Source organism: Natrarchaeobius chitinivorans (assembly GCF_003841505.1).
GTDB classification, from domain to species: Archaea; Halobacteriota; Halobacteria; order Halobacteriales; family Natrialbaceae; genus Natrarchaeobius; species Natrarchaeobius chitinivorans.
Genome location: NZ_REGA01000020.1, coordinates 39,507 through 54,059, shown reverse-complemented (window position 1 = coordinate 54,059; position 14,553 = coordinate 39,507). Strand labels below are relative to the sequence as shown.

At 66.2% G+C, this 14,553-nt stretch carries 16 protein-coding genes; 6 read left to right on the top strand and 10 right to left on the bottom strand.

What is annotated here, in order from left to right; genetic code table 11:
- Positions 1-20: 20 nt before the first annotated feature.
- Together EA473_RS18345 and EA473_RS18340 are read right to left on the bottom strand one after the other, a co-directional pair.
- Complete coding sequence (locus EA473_RS18345) at positions 21-1,460, bottom strand: Hvo_1808 family surface protein (RefSeq protein WP_124197097.1); 1,440 nt, start codon at positions 1,458-1,460, stop codon at positions 21-23.
- The gene (locus EA473_RS18340) at positions 1,457-3,238 is read right to left on the bottom strand and encodes an Hvo_1808 family surface protein (protein WP_124197096.1); all 1,782 of its coding nucleotides are present in this window, start codon (positions 3,236-3,238) and stop codon (positions 1,457-1,459) included. The genes EA473_RS18345 and EA473_RS18340 overlap by 4 nt, the downstream gene beginning before the upstream one ends.
- 162 nt (positions 3,239-3,400) lie before the next feature.
- Between EA473_RS18340 and EA473_RS18335 the strand changes: the two genes are divergently transcribed.
- Complete coding sequence (locus tag EA473_RS18335) at positions 3,401-3,979, top strand: cysteine hydrolase family protein (protein ID WP_124197095.1); 579 nt, start codon at positions 3,401-3,403, stop codon at positions 3,977-3,979.
- Between the two features lie 94 nt (positions 3,980-4,073).
- Here the strand turns inward: EA473_RS18335 and EA473_RS18330 are convergent, their stop codons facing one another.
- Positions 4,074-4,514 (bottom strand): MaoC/PaaZ C-terminal domain-containing protein, encoded by a 441-nt coding sequence (locus EA473_RS18330; protein WP_124197094.1) that lies wholly within the window; start codon positions 4,512-4,514, stop codon positions 4,074-4,076.
- A gap of 228 nt (positions 4,515-4,742) precedes the next feature.
- Positions 4,743-5,420: a hypothetical protein gene (locus EA473_RS18325; RefSeq protein ID WP_124197093.1), complete on the bottom strand. Its 678-nt coding sequence runs from the start codon at positions 5,418-5,420 to the stop codon at positions 4,743-4,745.
- Positions 5,421-5,759: 339 nt separating this feature from the next.
- Here EA473_RS18325 and EA473_RS18320 point away from each other — a divergent pair, with 339 nt between their 5' ends.
- The 5 genes from EA473_RS18320 (at position 5,760) to EA473_RS22415 (ending at position 7,439) form a co-directional block, all read left to right on the top strand.
- Positions 5,760-5,975 (top strand): hypothetical protein, encoded by a 216-nt coding sequence (locus EA473_RS18320; protein ID WP_124197092.1) that lies wholly within the window; start codon positions 5,760-5,762, stop codon positions 5,973-5,975.
- Between the two features lie 496 nt (positions 5,976-6,471).
- Complete coding sequence (locus EA473_RS18315) at positions 6,472-6,669, top strand: hypothetical protein (protein ID WP_124197091.1); 198 nt, start codon at positions 6,472-6,474, stop codon at positions 6,667-6,669.
- Positions 6,670-6,831: 162 nt separating this feature from the next.
- Positions 6,832-6,981: a hypothetical protein gene (locus EA473_RS22425; protein WP_165875327.1), complete on the top strand. Its 150-nt coding sequence runs from the start codon at positions 6,832-6,834 to the stop codon at positions 6,979-6,981.
- The gene (locus EA473_RS22420) at positions 6,978-7,139 is read left to right on the top strand and encodes a hypothetical protein (RefSeq protein WP_165875326.1); all 162 of its coding nucleotides are present in this window, start codon (positions 6,978-6,980) and stop codon (positions 7,137-7,139) included. Before EA473_RS22425 ends, EA473_RS22420 begins: the two co-directional genes overlap by 4 nt.
- A gap of 153 nt (positions 7,140-7,292) precedes the next feature.
- The gene (locus tag EA473_RS22415) at positions 7,293-7,439 is read left to right on the top strand and encodes a hypothetical protein (protein ID WP_165875325.1); all 147 of its coding nucleotides are present in this window, start codon (positions 7,293-7,295) and stop codon (positions 7,437-7,439) included.
- Here EA473_RS22415 and EA473_RS18310 read toward each other — a convergent pair whose 3' ends face one another.
- Genes EA473_RS18310 through nosZ form a run of 6 tightly spaced genes read right to left on the bottom strand, consistent with a single transcriptional unit; the run spans position 7,440 to position 14,278 of the window.
- A complete protein-coding gene (locus EA473_RS18310) occupies positions 7,440-8,084 on the bottom strand; it encodes a nitrous oxide reductase accessory protein NosL (protein ID WP_124197090.1) in 645 nt (214 codons plus the stop codon).
- Positions 8,081-9,115 (bottom strand): ABC transporter permease, encoded by a 1,035-nt coding sequence (locus tag EA473_RS18305; protein WP_124197089.1) that lies wholly within the window; start codon positions 9,113-9,115, stop codon positions 8,081-8,083. The genes EA473_RS18310 and EA473_RS18305 overlap by 4 nt, the downstream gene beginning before the upstream one ends.
- Positions 9,115-10,098, bottom strand: coding sequence for an ABC transporter ATP-binding protein (locus EA473_RS18300; protein ID WP_124197088.1), 984 nt, complete (start codon positions 10,096-10,098; stop codon positions 9,115-9,117). Before EA473_RS18300 ends, EA473_RS18305 begins: the two co-directional genes overlap by 1 nt.
- The gene (nosD, locus tag EA473_RS18295; protein ID WP_124197087.1) at positions 10,079-11,473 is read right to left on the bottom strand and encodes a nitrous oxide reductase family maturation protein NosD; all 1,395 of its coding nucleotides are present in this window, start codon (positions 11,471-11,473) and stop codon (positions 10,079-10,081) included. The genes EA473_RS18300 and nosD overlap by 20 nt, the downstream gene beginning before the upstream one ends.
- Positions 11,470-12,354, bottom strand: coding sequence for a hypothetical protein (locus EA473_RS18290; RefSeq protein ID WP_243645305.1), 885 nt, complete (start codon positions 12,352-12,354; stop codon positions 11,470-11,472). The genes nosD and EA473_RS18290 overlap by 4 nt, the downstream gene beginning before the upstream one ends.
- A gap of 22 nt (positions 12,355-12,376) precedes the next feature.
- Positions 12,377-14,278, bottom strand: a complete 1,902-nt coding sequence (gene nosZ, locus EA473_RS18285) for a TAT-dependent nitrous-oxide reductase (RefSeq protein WP_124197086.1) — start codon at positions 14,276-14,278, stop codon at positions 12,377-12,379.
- Between the last annotated feature and the right edge of the window lie 275 nt (positions 14,279-14,553).

Sequence of the window (14,553 nt, the reverse complement as noted above, 5' to 3'; positions counted from 1 at the left end):
TCCTCCGGAGGGCAAAAAAGCTACCCGTACGCGGCTTTCGCTGCGGGCAAGGTAATCGCGGGTGAGGCAACCGCGGGCGAGGTGATCGCGGGTGAGGCAACCGCGGGCGGCTCTTCGGCGCGGATCGCCTCGAGTTCCTCGACCGACGGCGCACCGACGATTTCGACCGTCTCGCCGCTCACGTCGACGCGGTACGCGCCGGCGAACGCCTCGGCGTCGGAAATAACGTAGCGTTCGCCCGCAGCATCGATCGGCTCTCCCCCGCGGTTCTCGAGCAGCGTTCGGTAGGCCTCGGCGAAGGCGTCCGCGTCGGATTCACGCTCCCAGGCGAGTTCCCAGACGTGTCCAGTTCGGTTCTCGTCGTCCACGTCGCGGTAGGCGACGAACGCGTCGCCGTCCCAGCCCGCGGTCGCCGGATACGAGTAGTTGTACGGCGAGAGTTCCGTTCCGCCCGCGGTGAGCGGCCGGTCGACGGCGCCGTTTTCCCACAGCATCGCGAACAGCGTCGCCTCGCCGACCGTGTCGGTCCGGAGGTCGCCCTCGGCGTCGGTGATCGGCTCCCAGTCGTCGCTCGAGCGATCCGTCACCTCGAGGTCGACCGGGCGGTGATCGGGATAGCGCTCGGGGTGGATCAACTGGGCAGTACTCGTCGGCCGCTCATCGTGAGCGCGGTCGACGGCATCCCAGCCGCCGGTTTCGTGCAGGTGGGCGACGAACGACGTCCCCTCGGCGTACGGCGCGAAAATCGAGAGGAAGAGACCGGATTCGAACGGTCGATCCGCGAGTTCGTCGCCGGTAGCTGGCTCCGGCGAGTCGTCGAGGAGACACTGCCACTGCTCCCCACAGCGCTGGTCGTACAGATAGGGCACGTAGTTCGCCTCCCCCTCGAGCAGTCCGCTTTCGGCGCGCCGAGCGTCGAGCGTCTCCCCCTCGCGCTCGAGTCCGAACCGCTGGTCTTGCAGGGCGTGGGTCAGTTCGTGAACGAGTACCTGCCGGTCGACCCGGATCTCGTCGGCGTCGTCGACGACGATGACGACCCGGTCGCTCGCGTAGTATCCCGCGACGGACTCGGCGTATATTTCCTCGATCGCTTCGTTCGCGTCCGTTTCGCCGTCGACGAGGAACGCGCCCCGCCACCGCTCGTTTTCGAACGCCGACGCGTCGGGGCGGTCGCCACGCTGGTCGCGAAACGCCTCCCGACTGACGACGTCGATCTCGACGTCGCGTTCGAACTTCTCGCCGCGAATGAGTTCGACTCGAGCCATCGACCGGTACTTGACCGCCTCGAGTTCCTCCTCGGTGAGGGTGTCGCTGCCGTCGAACGCGAAGACGTCGTCGTGGGCGTACGTCTCGACGTGGCCGAGTTCGCTGTCGTCGTCGAGTTGGCCCGCGGTTCCGGGAAGGGCACACCCCGAGAGGACGACCAGCGCGAGCACCGCGACCAGTCGAAGCCGGCTCATCGTCGGTCGTCGTCCCTGCTCGCAATCTCCACGTTCGCCGGCTCGAAGCCCTCGTTCCGGGCAGCCGACCCGGCGTTCGTGGAGTTCACGGCAGTGTTCCTCGAGGCGCGCCGTCGGACGACGATCACGATCGCGGTACCGGCCACGATGGCCGTCACGGTCGCCATCGGGCCGAGGCCGACGTCGACGGCACCCGCGATCGCGTCGGCGTCGTCGCTACCGCCGGATTCGGGTTCGTCGACCGATCCCGCCGACTCGCTCCCGGCGGCCCCTTCGTCGGTCGGTCCGGCGAAGGCGAGCGTGTCTTCGCCCGCGGGGGAAGCGCCTTCTTCGATCCCCTCGAGGTCGTCGACCGACGGTGCCCTGACGATCGTCACGACGTCGTCATCGGCCTCGACGTAGTACGCTCCGGGGTAGTCCTCGTCGATCACGTAGGTGTTCGCCCGGTCGTCGACGGGCTCGGCGTCGTACCCGGCGAGGAGGTCGAGGTAGGCCTCGAGGAACTGGTCTGCGTCTTCCGGCGTCTGCCACTCGCTTCGCCAGACGTAGCCGGCGTGTTCTGCGGAGTCGGTCGGGTCGTCGGGGTCGGCGTCCTCGCTGACGTAGACGACGAGTTCGTCGCCGGCCCAGCCGTCGGTGGCGGGCTGGTCGTACTCGTAGCCGTCGTCGACGAACGTGTCGTAGTCGATGACCGTCGGGGTCGCGTCGAACGCGCCGGCCGCGAACATCGACACCATCCCGACCTCGCCGACGGTCTCGGTGGCGGTCTCGCCGTCGACCTCGAAGAGGTCCCACTCCTCGCTCGAGCGATCCGGCACGTCGACGTCGACGGGGCCGCGCTCGTCGCCGGGGCGGATCACTTCGGAGCTACTGGCTGGCGGATCGTCGTATGCGGCGTCGACGGCCGCCCAGCCGTCGTCCTGGGCTTTGAGGTAGTCGACGTACGCCGGGCCGTCGGCGTAGGGCTGATAGAGGATCAGGTAGAGCCCCCAGTTGATATCGGACGACGCGCTCGATCCACCCGCCGGACGGACGCAGTTCCACTCGGTCTCGCACCTGTTCTCGTACTCCGTTTCGACCCGCACGGCGTCACCTTCGACGAGGCCGTTTCTTGCGGCGGTTCCGTCGATCGTCGACCGATCGAACGACGAGAGGTCGAAGTGCTGGTCCTGCAGGGCGTGAAGCAGTTCGTGTCCGAGCGTGATCTCGTCGGTCTCGGGGGCGTCGGGCGTGTCCGAGACGACGACGACTTCCTCCGAGCTCGGGTCGTAGTAGCCGTTGACCGCGCCGCCGTACAGCGAATCGTACTCGTCTTCGGCGTCGGTGGCCCGGTCGACGAGAAACAGGGCCTCGTAGTTGACGTTTTCCTGGAGTCGCTCGTCGTCGGGTACGCTGCCGAAGACGTCGTCGTGGTCGTCTCGGTACTCCTCCCGGGAGACGACCTCGACCGACACCTCGTCTTCGAACGCGAGTTCCCGAATCACCTCGACGCGGGCCATCGACCGGTAGACGACCGCCTCGAGTTCCTCCTCGGTAAGCGCGGCGTCGTCACGGTCGTCGACGGGGAGGTCGTCGTCGTACCAGTAGCCGCCGACGTAGCCGATCGTCGCGTTGGTCGCGGGGTTTGCGGGACGGTCGGCGTCGGACGGAACGACTGCGTCCGTCTCGGTCGGACCGTCGCCGAGAATGCCGACGAACGTTCCGCCCGCGACGACCGCGAGGAGAGCCACCGCGACGACCGCGAGGAGAGCGACGAACCGCGTTCGCGTCGAGTTCATCTGAACTGATAGAACAGAATATGGAACCGACGGCAAAAAGGACGCCGGTCCTGCCGGCCGAGATCGAACGTCGGACGTGAGAACGACGAACTCTAGCGAACCGCCGTCGACGGCCTCCTGACCGCCGCGAACGTTTTGGCGATCGCGTTCGAACGATCGCGTATGAACCTCGAGCCAGCGCGTACGGCGGTGGTGGTCGTCGACATGCAAAACGGCTTCTGTCACCCCGACGGGGCGCTTTATGCCCCCGGCAGCGAGGCAGCGATCGAACCGGTCGGCGAACTGGTCGACCGGGCGACCGACGCGGGGGCGTCGATTCTCTACACGCGGGACGTCCACCCGCCGGAACAGTTCGAAGATACCCACTACTACGACGAGTTCGACCAGTGGGGCGAACACGTCCTCGAGGGATCGTGGGGCGCCCAGATCGTCGACGAACTCCCCACGGAAGCCGCCGACAACGTCGTCGAGAAACACACGTACGACGCCTTTTACGAGACGGAACTCGAGGGGTGGCTGAACGCGCGCGGGGTCGACGACCTCGTGCTCTGTGGAACGCTCGCGAACGTTTGTGTCCTTCATACGGGCGGGAGCGCCGGTCTCCGTGACTTCCGGCCGCTGCTGGTCGAAGACTGCATCGGCGCGATCGAGGACGACCACCGGGAGTACGCCCTGGACCACGCCGAGTGGCTGTTCGGCGAAGTGGTCGAGAGCACGGACCTCGAGTTCGCAGCCGAGTGAACGCCTCGAGTTCGCAGCCGGGTGAACGCCTCGAGTTCGGGAACGATCGCGGCGATTTCACCACCGATCCCCGCTCGAGAACGAATCGCCGGGATCACTCAGGGACGAGCGAGCGGACGGTCCAGCGGATCACGTCCTCGTCGTCCTGGTTCGTCCCGGTGATCCGGACGTCGAGATAGCCGCTGCCGGCTCGGTCCGGAATCGGTTCTTTCTCGAGAATTTCGAAGGTGACCGTGATCGTATCCCCGGGCCTGACGGGAGTGGGCCACTGCAGGTCGGTCATGTGGAGACCGACGGCCCCGCCGAGGTCGTCAAAGAAGTTGCGGACGAGGAGGTCCATGCACCGACAGGCCGTCTGCCACCCGCTCGCGACCAGTCCGCCGAACAGCGTCGACTCGGCGGCCGACGGATCGGTGTGAAACGGCTGCGGATCGTACTGGCGTGCGAACGACTGTATCTCCGTCTCGGTGAGCGAAAACGATCCGACCGTTCGGTTCTCGCCCGCCCGGAGGTCGTCGTAATTCAGCGCGGTCATTCGTCGTCAGGTCGAACGCGGAGACGCGAAAAAGCTGTGTCGAACCGATTCTCCCGACCCGACCGCACCACCCGCTCGAGGACCGAGTCGAGCTTCCCGTGACGGTTCGGTCGATACAGGCGCGTCTCACTCACCATTACTTTGATTTTCGAAGTATTGGGAGAGGGACGTCTTCGTCCAACCATATCCGTTTTCCGGCGGCAGGACAGCAGATCGGATCGATCGGTGCTACACCTCTTCGTCGGACGTGATTTCGAAGCTCCCTTCGCCGCCGACTTCGATAGTCGCCGCCTCGTTGGTGATCGAAATGGTCGCCGTGGCCGTTTTATCTGCCGTCAAATTATCCTCGTCCGGGACGACGACTTCGATTCGGACCTCGAGTTCTCGTTCCGTCGTGGACCCGTCCGCGTCCGCTTCGAAGTCGCTCAGGGCGATTTCGGTGTGATCGGAGACGTCTACTGGTTGTGACTCGCCGAACACGTCGTTCCACGTGAAGGAGTCGACCCCGCTCGTGCCAGTGAGCGTTTCCGACCCCGTTGCCAGTTCCTCCTCGCCCGTCGTCACGTCACCGCCGTCCCAGTCGCCGCCGTCGCCACCGTCGGTACCCGAAAGGTGGACGTTGAACGTCGCCTGGCGGCTCTGTGCGTTGAACCCCGACCATTCGACCGCCAGGTGGTCGTCGCCTTCCTCGAGGTCCTCGCTATCGGTTATCCCGTCCGGATCCCCGAACGTTACTCCGCTGACGCTCCCGTCGTGGGTGGTTATCGAGGCGGAGTTCGCGATCCAGTCGCTTGGATCGTCGATGGCGAGCGCGGGACCGCTCCCGAGCCACACGTATCCCAGCCCCGCCCCGGTGACGCCGACCAGGCCGACTGCACCTCGTCCGAGCGCACGACGCGAGAGCATTGCTCCGCCCTGCGTGGGGGAGTCGTTGGCTGACGGTTCATCTGCGGACCTGTTTGTGGAGTCCGATTCCATACGATTCGATCGCCGAGTGTTAGTAAAGTAATACGATCCGTAGCGATCGGTAATCGTATCCTGTCGCATAGAAAACACGATCTGGTACGGGAGTCGCATTCGCGCATTCGCAGCGATGGCACATGTCTACTCCCGAAACCCAGTCCACCGGAACCGAGTTTCCTCACCGAACGCTACGCGCCACGACCAGTAGGCACCCCGTTCGGGACTATTTATCTCCGGCAGAGAGACCATAATACATATCGTGTCGGATAGCAAACTACCGATATGTACCGGCCGGCATTTCGGTGGCTCGAGTCGAAACCGTTCGAACGGCAGATACTGATCCTCGCGCTCGTGCTGGATCCGATCGGGTTCGCCGCGGGCTACCTGCTGGCCCCGTCGTTCGACGTCACCCCGTTGATGGGTGGCGTGTACGGACTGATCGCAGCGAGCATGCCGATGTCGCTGTGGATCATGCACTACCAGCGAACGCACGCCTGATACGGACGATGGTCGGTCGCCTCGAGGGGAGATCGCACCACCCGTTTCGGGTTCGCTCGTGTCGGAGGAGATGAAACGACTGGGTATCTTTCCCCCACTAATCAGTAATTATAAGTCACTATATGTAGAATCCTGTGATGGAAGTCGGCTCCACCGAGCCGCGGGGGCATGCGCGGAAATGCCCCGGGTGCTAGAACACCCGAGTCTGGCTTCCAAACTCGTGCCGTTTGCAAGCCATGTTTGCATTCCTGCTTACGAGATATAAACGTCTCGCACGGCGACAGTACCGCTATCGAACAGTACCGCCGCGGTCGGCGACCGACGGAGACGCCAGCCCGCGGCCCGATCGACCTCGAGACCCCGTCCGGTACGAGCCGGCTATAGTAACAACTGAAACGATTTACACACCGATCGCCGATCGTCTGGCGATCGGGTGTGCAATGGCTTTCAGTGGCTACTATAGAGCCCACCTGCACGCCCCGATCCGGAGGGAACGATGACCGGCTGTTTCTGGGCGGACGACCCGTTCGGCTCCATCGAACCGGAGGACGAACCCGACGACTCCGTGACCCGGTGTCCGCGCTGTGAGACGCCGATCGCGATCGTCTCGAGCGTCGGACCCACGACCCACGTCGCGACACCCTGTGGCTGTCGGGTGCCCGGGGACGTTCTGGCGTCCGACGCCGACGAGTAGTCCCCCGACGGCGACGGGTAATCCCCCCGACACGACGGGCGGCGTTCCCGTCGCGTATTCGAGCCTGCCGATGGCCCCTCGAGTCTCGACCGATACCGTCGAACAGAACGCGCCGACGAGCCGGGGTGCGAGGGTTTTTATTCGCTCCTTCGAACCAACGGTATGGACGCGTTCGCTACCGGGGCCGCAAGCGGGACACTCGAGCAGGGCGAAATGGGCGACGTGCAGGACGAAATCAGGGACGTGCGGGACGAAATCGGCGACAGTGTGCATATCGGCGACGACGTCTCGAGCGAGGGAGCGAGCGGATGAACCGCCGACGCCTCAGCACGATGTACGTCTTCGGCATCGCGCTCAACGGGGCCGCGCTGGTCGCTGCGGCGTCGACCGGGGCGACCCTGTACGCGGTGACGTTCGCGCTCGTCATGGTCTATCTCGGACTCCGGTACTGGATGGTCTCTCGAAACTGAACCGGCCCGTGCGATCGGTCCGGCCCTCGAGGAGACCGGCCCGCCCACTCGAGGCGGGATGACGGTTTCGAGCGGGCATTTTTACGACAGACCGTATTAGAACGTGAACCCGTTCAGCCGGAGTCGTATGATCCGTGAGTCCAACGACCGGGTATGGAAGCGATCCCCGTCCATGTCGAAACGGCGATCTACCTCTACTTCGTCCTCGTTGCCCTCGGCGGAATGGCTCTCTACGCACGGTTCTGGTTCGACCACCGTCGCGACGGCGACTCCGCCGACGGAGCCTCGAGTCCGAACTGATTACGGGAGGTCGTCCCACTGTCGGATCTCGCCCCCGTTCTCGTCGACGAACTCCTCGGCGTCCGCCGCCTCGGAGAAGGGGACGTAATCCGGACCCATCGCACCCTCGACGGCACTGTCGACGACGTAAGAGAGCGTCGTCGCGTCGGCGAAGGCCGCGGCGTCGACGTGACTCGAGACGTACGTCGTCCCGTTTCGCTCCACGAGGTCGTACTGGACGCTCGAGTAGTCGGTGACGAACGCCTCGCGCAGTTCCCACCCCCGCTGGGTTCGCTCCTCGAGGTAGTTTCGAAGTTCGACGAGGCTGTCGAACCGCGCCGGCCCGTCCCGATCTTCGGGTTCGCCGTCTTCGAAGAACAGCTGGCCGGCGGGGCCGTGGTGGTCCTCGATCACCATCCCGCAGACGTCACACGTTTCGCCGTCGGTCAGAGCGATGGGCTCCGCGGGAGCCGTCTCGGCCGGTCCCTCGTCCCCGAGACAGCCCGCCAGTCCGCCAACCGCGAGCGCGCCGACGCCGACGAGGACGCTCCGCCTCGAGCGGCCGGTCGGAACGTCCTCGCCGTGGCCGGCGTCAGTGAGTACGTCCCCCTGTGCTCGAGCGTGCCGGCAGCAAAGACGGTCCGCGTCGTCGGTCGGTCGGCTCATAGTCGTCGCCTCCGGATCGCGAGCGCTGCGAGCGTCGTCGGCAGGACGATCCAGGCGAGCAACGCGGCGACGAGGAGGCCACTCGAGAGCCCGGAGTCGGCGAGGACCGTCGCGAAGCCGGCGTCGCCGGCCGCGCCGAGCGAGCCGAGCACCAGCGCCCGGAAGATCCCGGTCGGGTTCGCCAGCAACATCGCCGAGACCGCGGCGTCGGAGAGGTCGAACGCGGCGATCAGTCCCAGCCCGAGCAGGTCGTGGACGAGGACGAACCAGGCCCAGACCAGAAGCGAGATGCCGAGGGCGTGGGTCTTCTCGCGTGCGAGCGACGACACCAGTACCCCGATCGCCAGGAACGCGAGTCCCAGTCCCGCGGTCGCGAGCAGGAATCCGACGTAGGCGTCGAAGCCGGCGAGGCCGAACTCCCGGAGCAGGAACCCGCCGGCGATACCGAATCCGAGGATCGTCGCGCTCGCGAGGACGACCGCCCGTCCGAGCGCCGAGCCGACGACGAGCCAGGCGCGCTCGACCGGTAATGCGAACAGGGTGTGCAACCAGCCGCTCTCCTCGCGACCGACGATGGCGTCGTAGCTGAACGCGAGCGCCACGAGCGGAACGAGATAGACCGCCAGAACGGCCAGGCTCGCGACGGTCCGTTCGAACCCCTCCGGGCTCACGCTCGAGCCGCTGAACGTCGTCAACCCGAGCGCGAATGCGGCGAAGATTCCCGTCATCGCGATGGCCCAGCGGCTCCGGATCGCGAGGCGGTACTCGGTCTCGGCGACGACCAGCAGTTGTCGGTACCAGGTGCCGGAGTCGCCAGCACGTCCCACGTCGGCGTCCGTGAGCGTCGCGTAGCCGCCGTCTGGCTGTACCACGTCACCGTCTGGCTGTACCACGTCACCGTCTGTCTGTACCACGTCGCCGCCCTCGAGCGTTCGGCGGTCGTCGCCACCTCCTCGGCCGTCGTTGCCGCCCGGCCGGGCGTCTCCCCCGAGCCGTTGGGTGTCTCCCTCGAGCCGTCGGTCGTCGGTCATCACGCACGCACCTCCGTTCGGGGTTCGGCAGCGTCCCCGCCGCCGTCGTCCTCGCGAGTTCTCCCGGCCGTGGCGAGCGCGTCGTGAAACGCCGCCTCGAGTCCCGGCTCCCGAACCTCGAAGCGATCGATCAGCGCCGAGTCGAGGGTCGAACAGAGCGAGAGGGCGTCCTCGCGGTCGCAGACGACCGCGATCGTCTCGTCCGTTTCGGTCACCTCGCCCAGCGCCTGGACGGACTCGAGGAGACGCTCGCGCGTTCGCTTCGCGCCGTCGTCGGCCCCGGCCGGTCGAATCTCGACCGTCACGCCGTCGCCGGCGGCGGCCCGGAGTTCGTCGACCGGACCGGCCGCGCGCAACCGGCCGTCCTCGAGGATGGCGACCTCGTCGCAGAGCCGTTCGACCTCCTCGAGAACGTGCGAGGAGAGGACGACGGTCGCGTCGGTCTCGCGGTCGATCCGCTCGATGACCTCGTGGAACGTCGCCACGCCGCGAGGATCGAGTCCCGCCGTCGGCTCGTCGAGGACGAGCACGGGGGGCTCGGACAGCAGCGTCGACGCGAGTCCGAGGCGTCGGCCCATCCCGTTCGAGTAGCCCGACACGGCTCGGTCCGCCGCCTCGCTCAGCCCGACCGTCTCGAGGGCCTCGTCGATGCGCTCGTCTCGAGCCGACAGCCCGCGAATGCGCGCGTGGACGTCGAGCACTTCCCGTCCGGTCATCGCCGGCGGGAAGCCGGCGTGTTCGGGCAGGAAGGCGACGCGCTCGCGGACCCGGTGGCCAGCCTCGGCGACGTCGATGCCGCCGACGTCGATTCGCCCCTCGTCGGGCCGGTCGTGGCCGACCAGTAGCTCGAAGAGGGTGGTCTTTCCCGCGCCGTTCGTCCCGAGGACGCCGTAGGTCGACCCCGACGGGATCTCGAAGGATGGCCCGCCGAGGGCGACGACGTCGCCGTAACGTTTGTGAACGTCAGTAATCGTGATTTGCATAGTACTCCCTCCATTCGTCGTGGGGCGACTCGGCGAGCGGTCGGTGGTCGACCACGCCGGGCGATTCGAGCACCGGGAACGAACTCTCGGCCATCCGAACGGCGTCGAACGCGGCGCTCTCGGCGAAGACGGCCGCCTGGGGCTGTTCGTGGACCAGCCGTTCGACGGTACCCGCGGGCTGGTGGCGCGTCTCGCTCGTCCCGTCGCCGTCGAGGTCGAGCGGACGGGCGTCGGACCAGTAGTTGCCCCGGTCCGTGTCGTTCCAGTGGATCTGTGCGTTCGTCGGCGCGTACGCCGACTGTCCGTTCGCGATGAAGCTGTTGCCGACGACGCGCTCGTCGGAACTCCCCGCCGTGAACTGGACTCCGACCTCGTTCTCGAGGACGAGATTGTCGACGATGTCGTTGCCGTGGGCGTTGTAGACGTAGAAGCCGTTCCCGTTGGCGACGACGGCGTTGCCACGGATCTCGCTGTAATCGACTCCCTTGACGAGGATCCCCTGTCCGCTGGGTCCGTCGTTGTTCACGGCCGTGTTGTTCACGATGGTCAGGTTCTGTGAGACCATCAACGCGTAGCCGACGTCGTTGTCGAACGCCACGTTGTCCTCGAGGCGGTTGTCGTCGGAGTACATGTAGTGAACGCCGTAGCGGAGGTCCCACATGGCGTTGCCCGACGCGACGACCTCCTCTGACCACGAGAAGTAAATCCCGTCCCGGACGGTCGTGATCCGGTTATCGTGAAGTTCAGCGCCGTCCGCTCGGTCGAGGTGGATGCCGTTGCCCCGTTCGGTCTCGGGAACGTCCTCGCGGCCGACGATCGTCGCGTCGGCGACGGTCACGTCCTCGGCTTCGCCGATCCAGACGCCGTAGGTCGTCTCAGTGATGCGGACGTCCGACAGCGTCGACCCCGAGCCGTTGACGTGGACGGCGGCGTCCTCGTTCGAGCGCTCGTGGCCCGACTCCCGCACCCAGACGCCGTCCAGGGTGACGTTCTCGGCGGCGATGTGAACGACGGTGTCCTCGCCGCCGCCGTCGATCGACGCCCCCTCACCGGTCGCCTCGAGAGTCAGGTCCGCCGTCTCGACGGTCACTCGTTCGTCGAACTGACCCTCGAGGGCGATCGTCTCGCCCGACTTCGCGGCGTCGATCGCCGCCTGCAGGGAGTCGTACTCACGATCGCCGACGGTCGCGACGCCGGGTTCGGTCGGCGGCTCCGCGTCGTCGACGTCGCCGACGTCCGGCGTCCAGCCCTCGACGGTCGCCTCGTGGCCGTCGCTCCCGCTTCCGTCCGTCGCCGCGACTGCCGCGGCGGCGAGCGAGACGACGAGCACGGCGACGGCGATCGCGACGAACCACGATTCGCGGTCGAATTTCATCGCGACTCACCCCCGTCCGCGGGGACGACTCCCGCGTCGGTCTCCGTCTGCGATGACGTCGCGTCGTTTTCCGTCTGCATTGCCGTCGCGTCGTTTTCCGTCTGCATCGCCGTCGCGTCGGCCTCGGCCGTCGGTGGCGACTCCGATACCGTTTCGTCCGTCGGTCGGTCGCTCGAGTCGTCCGCCGACGAGCGACGCCCGGCCCCGACGAGGGCCGAGACATCCGCCACCAGTGCAGGGATCTCGTCGACCGTCGCATCCGAGTTTCGCAGGAGGAACGCGGTGACGACGAGGACGAGCGCGAGTGCGGTGAGGTAGCCGCCGGGGCCGAACCAGGCGACGCCGCTGATGTTCGCGATCTCGTAGGTGCCGAGCAACGGCGGGGTGAACGGGTCGATGCCGCGCATCGGCGCGTCGGGATCGAGCGCGTGGCCGGCCTGGTGGAGCCGGTACTGGATGAGCGCGAACATTCCGGCGAAGACGGTGATCGTCCCGACGAGCTGGCACGTGAGCCCGAGTTTGAGCTTCCGGACCGTCGGTGCGAACGCGACGAAGACGCCAGCCGCAGCCACGGCCACGAACGCGAGCGGGCCGACGGACCACTCCGGCACCTCGATCGCCCTCGGGTGGACGTCGTAGTTGGGATCGAGGTACACCGGATCCGGATAGTAGAAGCCGACGTACTGGTTGAGCCCCTGCGTTTCGCTGACGTCGCCTTCGAGTCTGGGGTAGGCGTAGAGTTCGACGAACATCCCGTCCGGATACTGGGGTGCCTCGAGCGTGATCCGCCACATGGGGAGTGCGATCGCGACGAGCAACAGCGCGGCCGCTACGAGCGGGAGCGCGCGACGGAGTTCGGTCAGGTGAGTGAGTCGGGACATAGGTGACGGATGTGTGAGGTGGTCAGTCGGCCGGTTCGACCAGCAGGCGCGAGCGCATCTCGAGGTGGAGCGCGCTACAGAAGTACGCACAGTACATCCAGTAGACGCCCGGCTCGTCCGCCGTGAACGTCACCTCGCGGGTCTCCTGTGGTGCCAGTTTGACGTTGACGTCGTGTTCGGGGATCGCGAGCGAGTGGAGGATGTCCTCTTCCTGCTCGATGTTGGTCGAGCGAATCGTCACCTCGTCGCCCTCCTGGACGGTGATGTCCTCGAAGCCGAAGTGGTTGCGCTGGTTGTACATCTCGATGTGGACCTGATCGCCGTCGCGCTCGATGAAGTTGTCCTCGTCGGCCGGCGAGATGAAGTCCAACTCGAGGTCGTCCGGATCGTACACCGAGGCCGGGTCGAGCCGGTCGGCGCGGACGATCGAGGCGTCGTGCGGTTCGGGGTAGGCGGGCGTATCCTTGACCAGTTCCATCCCGGCGTCGTCGTCGCCGATGTAGAACAGCTGGTCGTTCTCGGGGAAGACGGGTCCCACGGGGAGGAACCGGTCTTTCGAGAGCTTGTTGAGGACGATCAGCCAGTCGCCCTGTGCCTCGCTGGTGTACGACTCCGCGGCGATCAGGTGACCGGGGCTGTAGTGGACGTCGTGTTTCTCGATGACGGGGTCCTCCGAGCCCATCTCGGCATCGACGGCGGCCTCGATGTCCCACTTGACGACCTGGGAGTCGACGAACAGCGTCGTGTAGGCGTGGCCACGACCGTCGTAGGCGGTGTGCAGTGGGCCGTTGCCGACGTTGACCCGGCCGACGACGGCGTCGTTGGGATCGTCGACCTCGTTCAACTGGTCGATCTCGATGATCGTACAGGTCGGGTCCAGTTTCCCGGAGGCGATCGCGTACTGGCCGTCGGGCGTGACGCTCACGCCGTGGGGGTTCGTCGGGACGTCGATATACCGCACGAGTGGCTCGCCGTCGTCGTTGAGTGGGCTGTCTTCGGTGCCGTCGACGACCGGAACGCCGTTTACCTCGTCGTACTCGCCTGCCTCGACGGCGTCCTCGATGCGGGGGATGTTGAACGCGACGACGTAGTCCGTATCGGCCGCGGTCATCTCCGACTCCGTGACGCCCTCCTCGCTGTTGTAGCTGGTCGTGAAGAACCACTCGCCCTCTTTGCCGGAGTCGCCGTTGTCGAGGTTGCAGTCGACGCGGACGTCCCACTCGTGGTCGAACGGGTCCGGCGACATCGCCGAGAGGGTCGAGCCGTACTCGCTCGGGTCGTCGAGGTCGCGGCCGTCGTTCGGGATCGGGACGCGCAGTTCGCCGACGCCGAAGACGTACCGGCTGTCGGGCATCAGCATACACGCACCGTGGGTTCCCTGGTGGTTCGGCAGGTCGATGATCGCGTCCGTTTCGAAGTACTTCAGATCGATCCGGGCCATCCGGCCGTTGGCCTTGTCGTTGACGAACAGCCACTCGCCGTCGTACTCGTTGTCGGTCTGACTGACGCGGGGGTGGTGAGTGTCTCCCCACGTGTAGCCACCCGAATTCTGCAACATTTCGTGCGTTTCGTCGTCGAAGCCGTAGCCACGTGCACTCTCGACGTTGAACACGGGAATGCGCATGATCTGGCGCATCGACGGCACGCCGTAGACGCGGATATCCCCGGAGTGGCCCCCCGAGAGGAACGCGTAGTAATCGTCGAGTTCGCCGGGCGGTACCGACGCATCGACGTCGGCTGCCGCCTGTTGGTCACCGTCGCTGTCTAACAACCCCGTACAGCCGGCGAGCGATCCCATCGCTCCGGCCGCCGCGCCGGCTTTCATGAAGTCCCGTCGCGGGATCCGTGCGAACAGCGGGTCGCGGTCGTCGGCTGCGTCCGTTTCGGTCGTCGATCGGTCGGTCGTGGAGTGAGTATCGGTCATGATCCTGTGAGTCGGTATGTCGGATCGGTTGCTGCACCGTGCGTCGAACCGAGCGTTGACTACAGCAATAGCTCGGTAGACCACGACATTAGGGCCGTCTCAGATTCCCGACGGCCAGTAAACCAGGGGAACCGGTTCGGCCGGTACTATTTAAATAGAGAGAGGGTCCGGTCGACGGCGATCTCGAGCAGCCCCATCGTCGCCACGTAGTCGGGACGACAGCGTCGGCTCCCACCGTCGCAAGGGCTCACAACGCGAGAGGCAGGTCGCACGGG

What these genes read in the sequence shown, in the direction of transcription:
- EA473_RS18345 (WP_124197097.1), bottom strand. Translation starts at nt 1,460, where the DNA reads ATGAGCCGGCTTCGACTGGTCGCGGTGCTCGCGCTGGTCGTCCTCTCG.
- EA473_RS18340 (WP_124197096.1), bottom strand. Translation starts at nt 3,238, where the DNA reads ATGAACTCGACGCGAACGCGGTTCGTCGCTCTCCTCGCGGTCGTCGCG.
- EA473_RS18335 (WP_124197095.1), top strand. Translation starts at nt 3,401, where the DNA reads ATGAACCTCGAGCCAGCGCGTACGGCGGTGGTGGTCGTCGACATGCAA.
- EA473_RS18330 (WP_124197094.1), bottom strand. Translation starts at nt 4,514, where the DNA reads ATGACCGCGCTGAATTACGACGACCTCCGGGCGGGCGAGAACCGAACG.
- EA473_RS18325 (WP_124197093.1), bottom strand. Translation starts at nt 5,420, where the DNA reads ATGCTCTCGCGTCGTGCGCTCGGACGAGGTGCAGTCGGCCTGGTCGGC.
- EA473_RS18320 (WP_124197092.1), top strand. Translation starts at nt 5,760, where the DNA reads ATGTACCGGCCGGCATTTCGGTGGCTCGAGTCGAAACCGTTCGAACGG.
- EA473_RS18315 (WP_124197091.1), top strand. Translation starts at nt 6,472, where the DNA reads ATGACCGGCTGTTTCTGGGCGGACGACCCGTTCGGCTCCATCGAACCG.
- EA473_RS22425 (WP_165875327.1), top strand. Translation starts at nt 6,832, where the DNA reads ATGGACGCGTTCGCTACCGGGGCCGCAAGCGGGACACTCGAGCAGGGC.
- EA473_RS22420 (WP_165875326.1), top strand. Translation starts at nt 6,978, where the DNA reads ATGAACCGCCGACGCCTCAGCACGATGTACGTCTTCGGCATCGCGCTC.
- EA473_RS22415 (WP_165875325.1), top strand. Translation starts at nt 7,293, where the DNA reads ATGGAAGCGATCCCCGTCCATGTCGAAACGGCGATCTACCTCTACTTC.
- EA473_RS18310 (WP_124197090.1), bottom strand. Translation starts at nt 8,084, where the DNA reads ATGAGCCGACCGACCGACGACGCGGACCGTCTTTGCTGCCGGCACGCT.
- EA473_RS18305 (WP_124197089.1), bottom strand. Translation starts at nt 9,115, where the DNA reads ATGACCGACGACCGACGGCTCGAGGGAGACACCCAACGGCTCGGGGGA.
- EA473_RS18300 (WP_124197088.1), bottom strand. Translation starts at nt 10,098, where the DNA reads ATGCAAATCACGATTACTGACGTTCACAAACGTTACGGCGACGTCGTC.
- nosD (WP_124197087.1), bottom strand. Translation starts at nt 11,473, where the DNA reads ATGAAATTCGACCGCGAATCGTGGTTCGTCGCGATCGCCGTCGCCGTG.
- EA473_RS18290 (WP_243645305.1), bottom strand. Translation starts at nt 12,354, where the DNA reads ATGTCCCGACTCACTCACCTGACCGAACTCCGTCGCGCGCTCCCGCTC.
- nosZ (WP_124197086.1), bottom strand. Translation starts at nt 14,278, where the DNA reads ATGACCGATACTCACTCCACGACCGACCGATCGACGACCGAAACGGAC.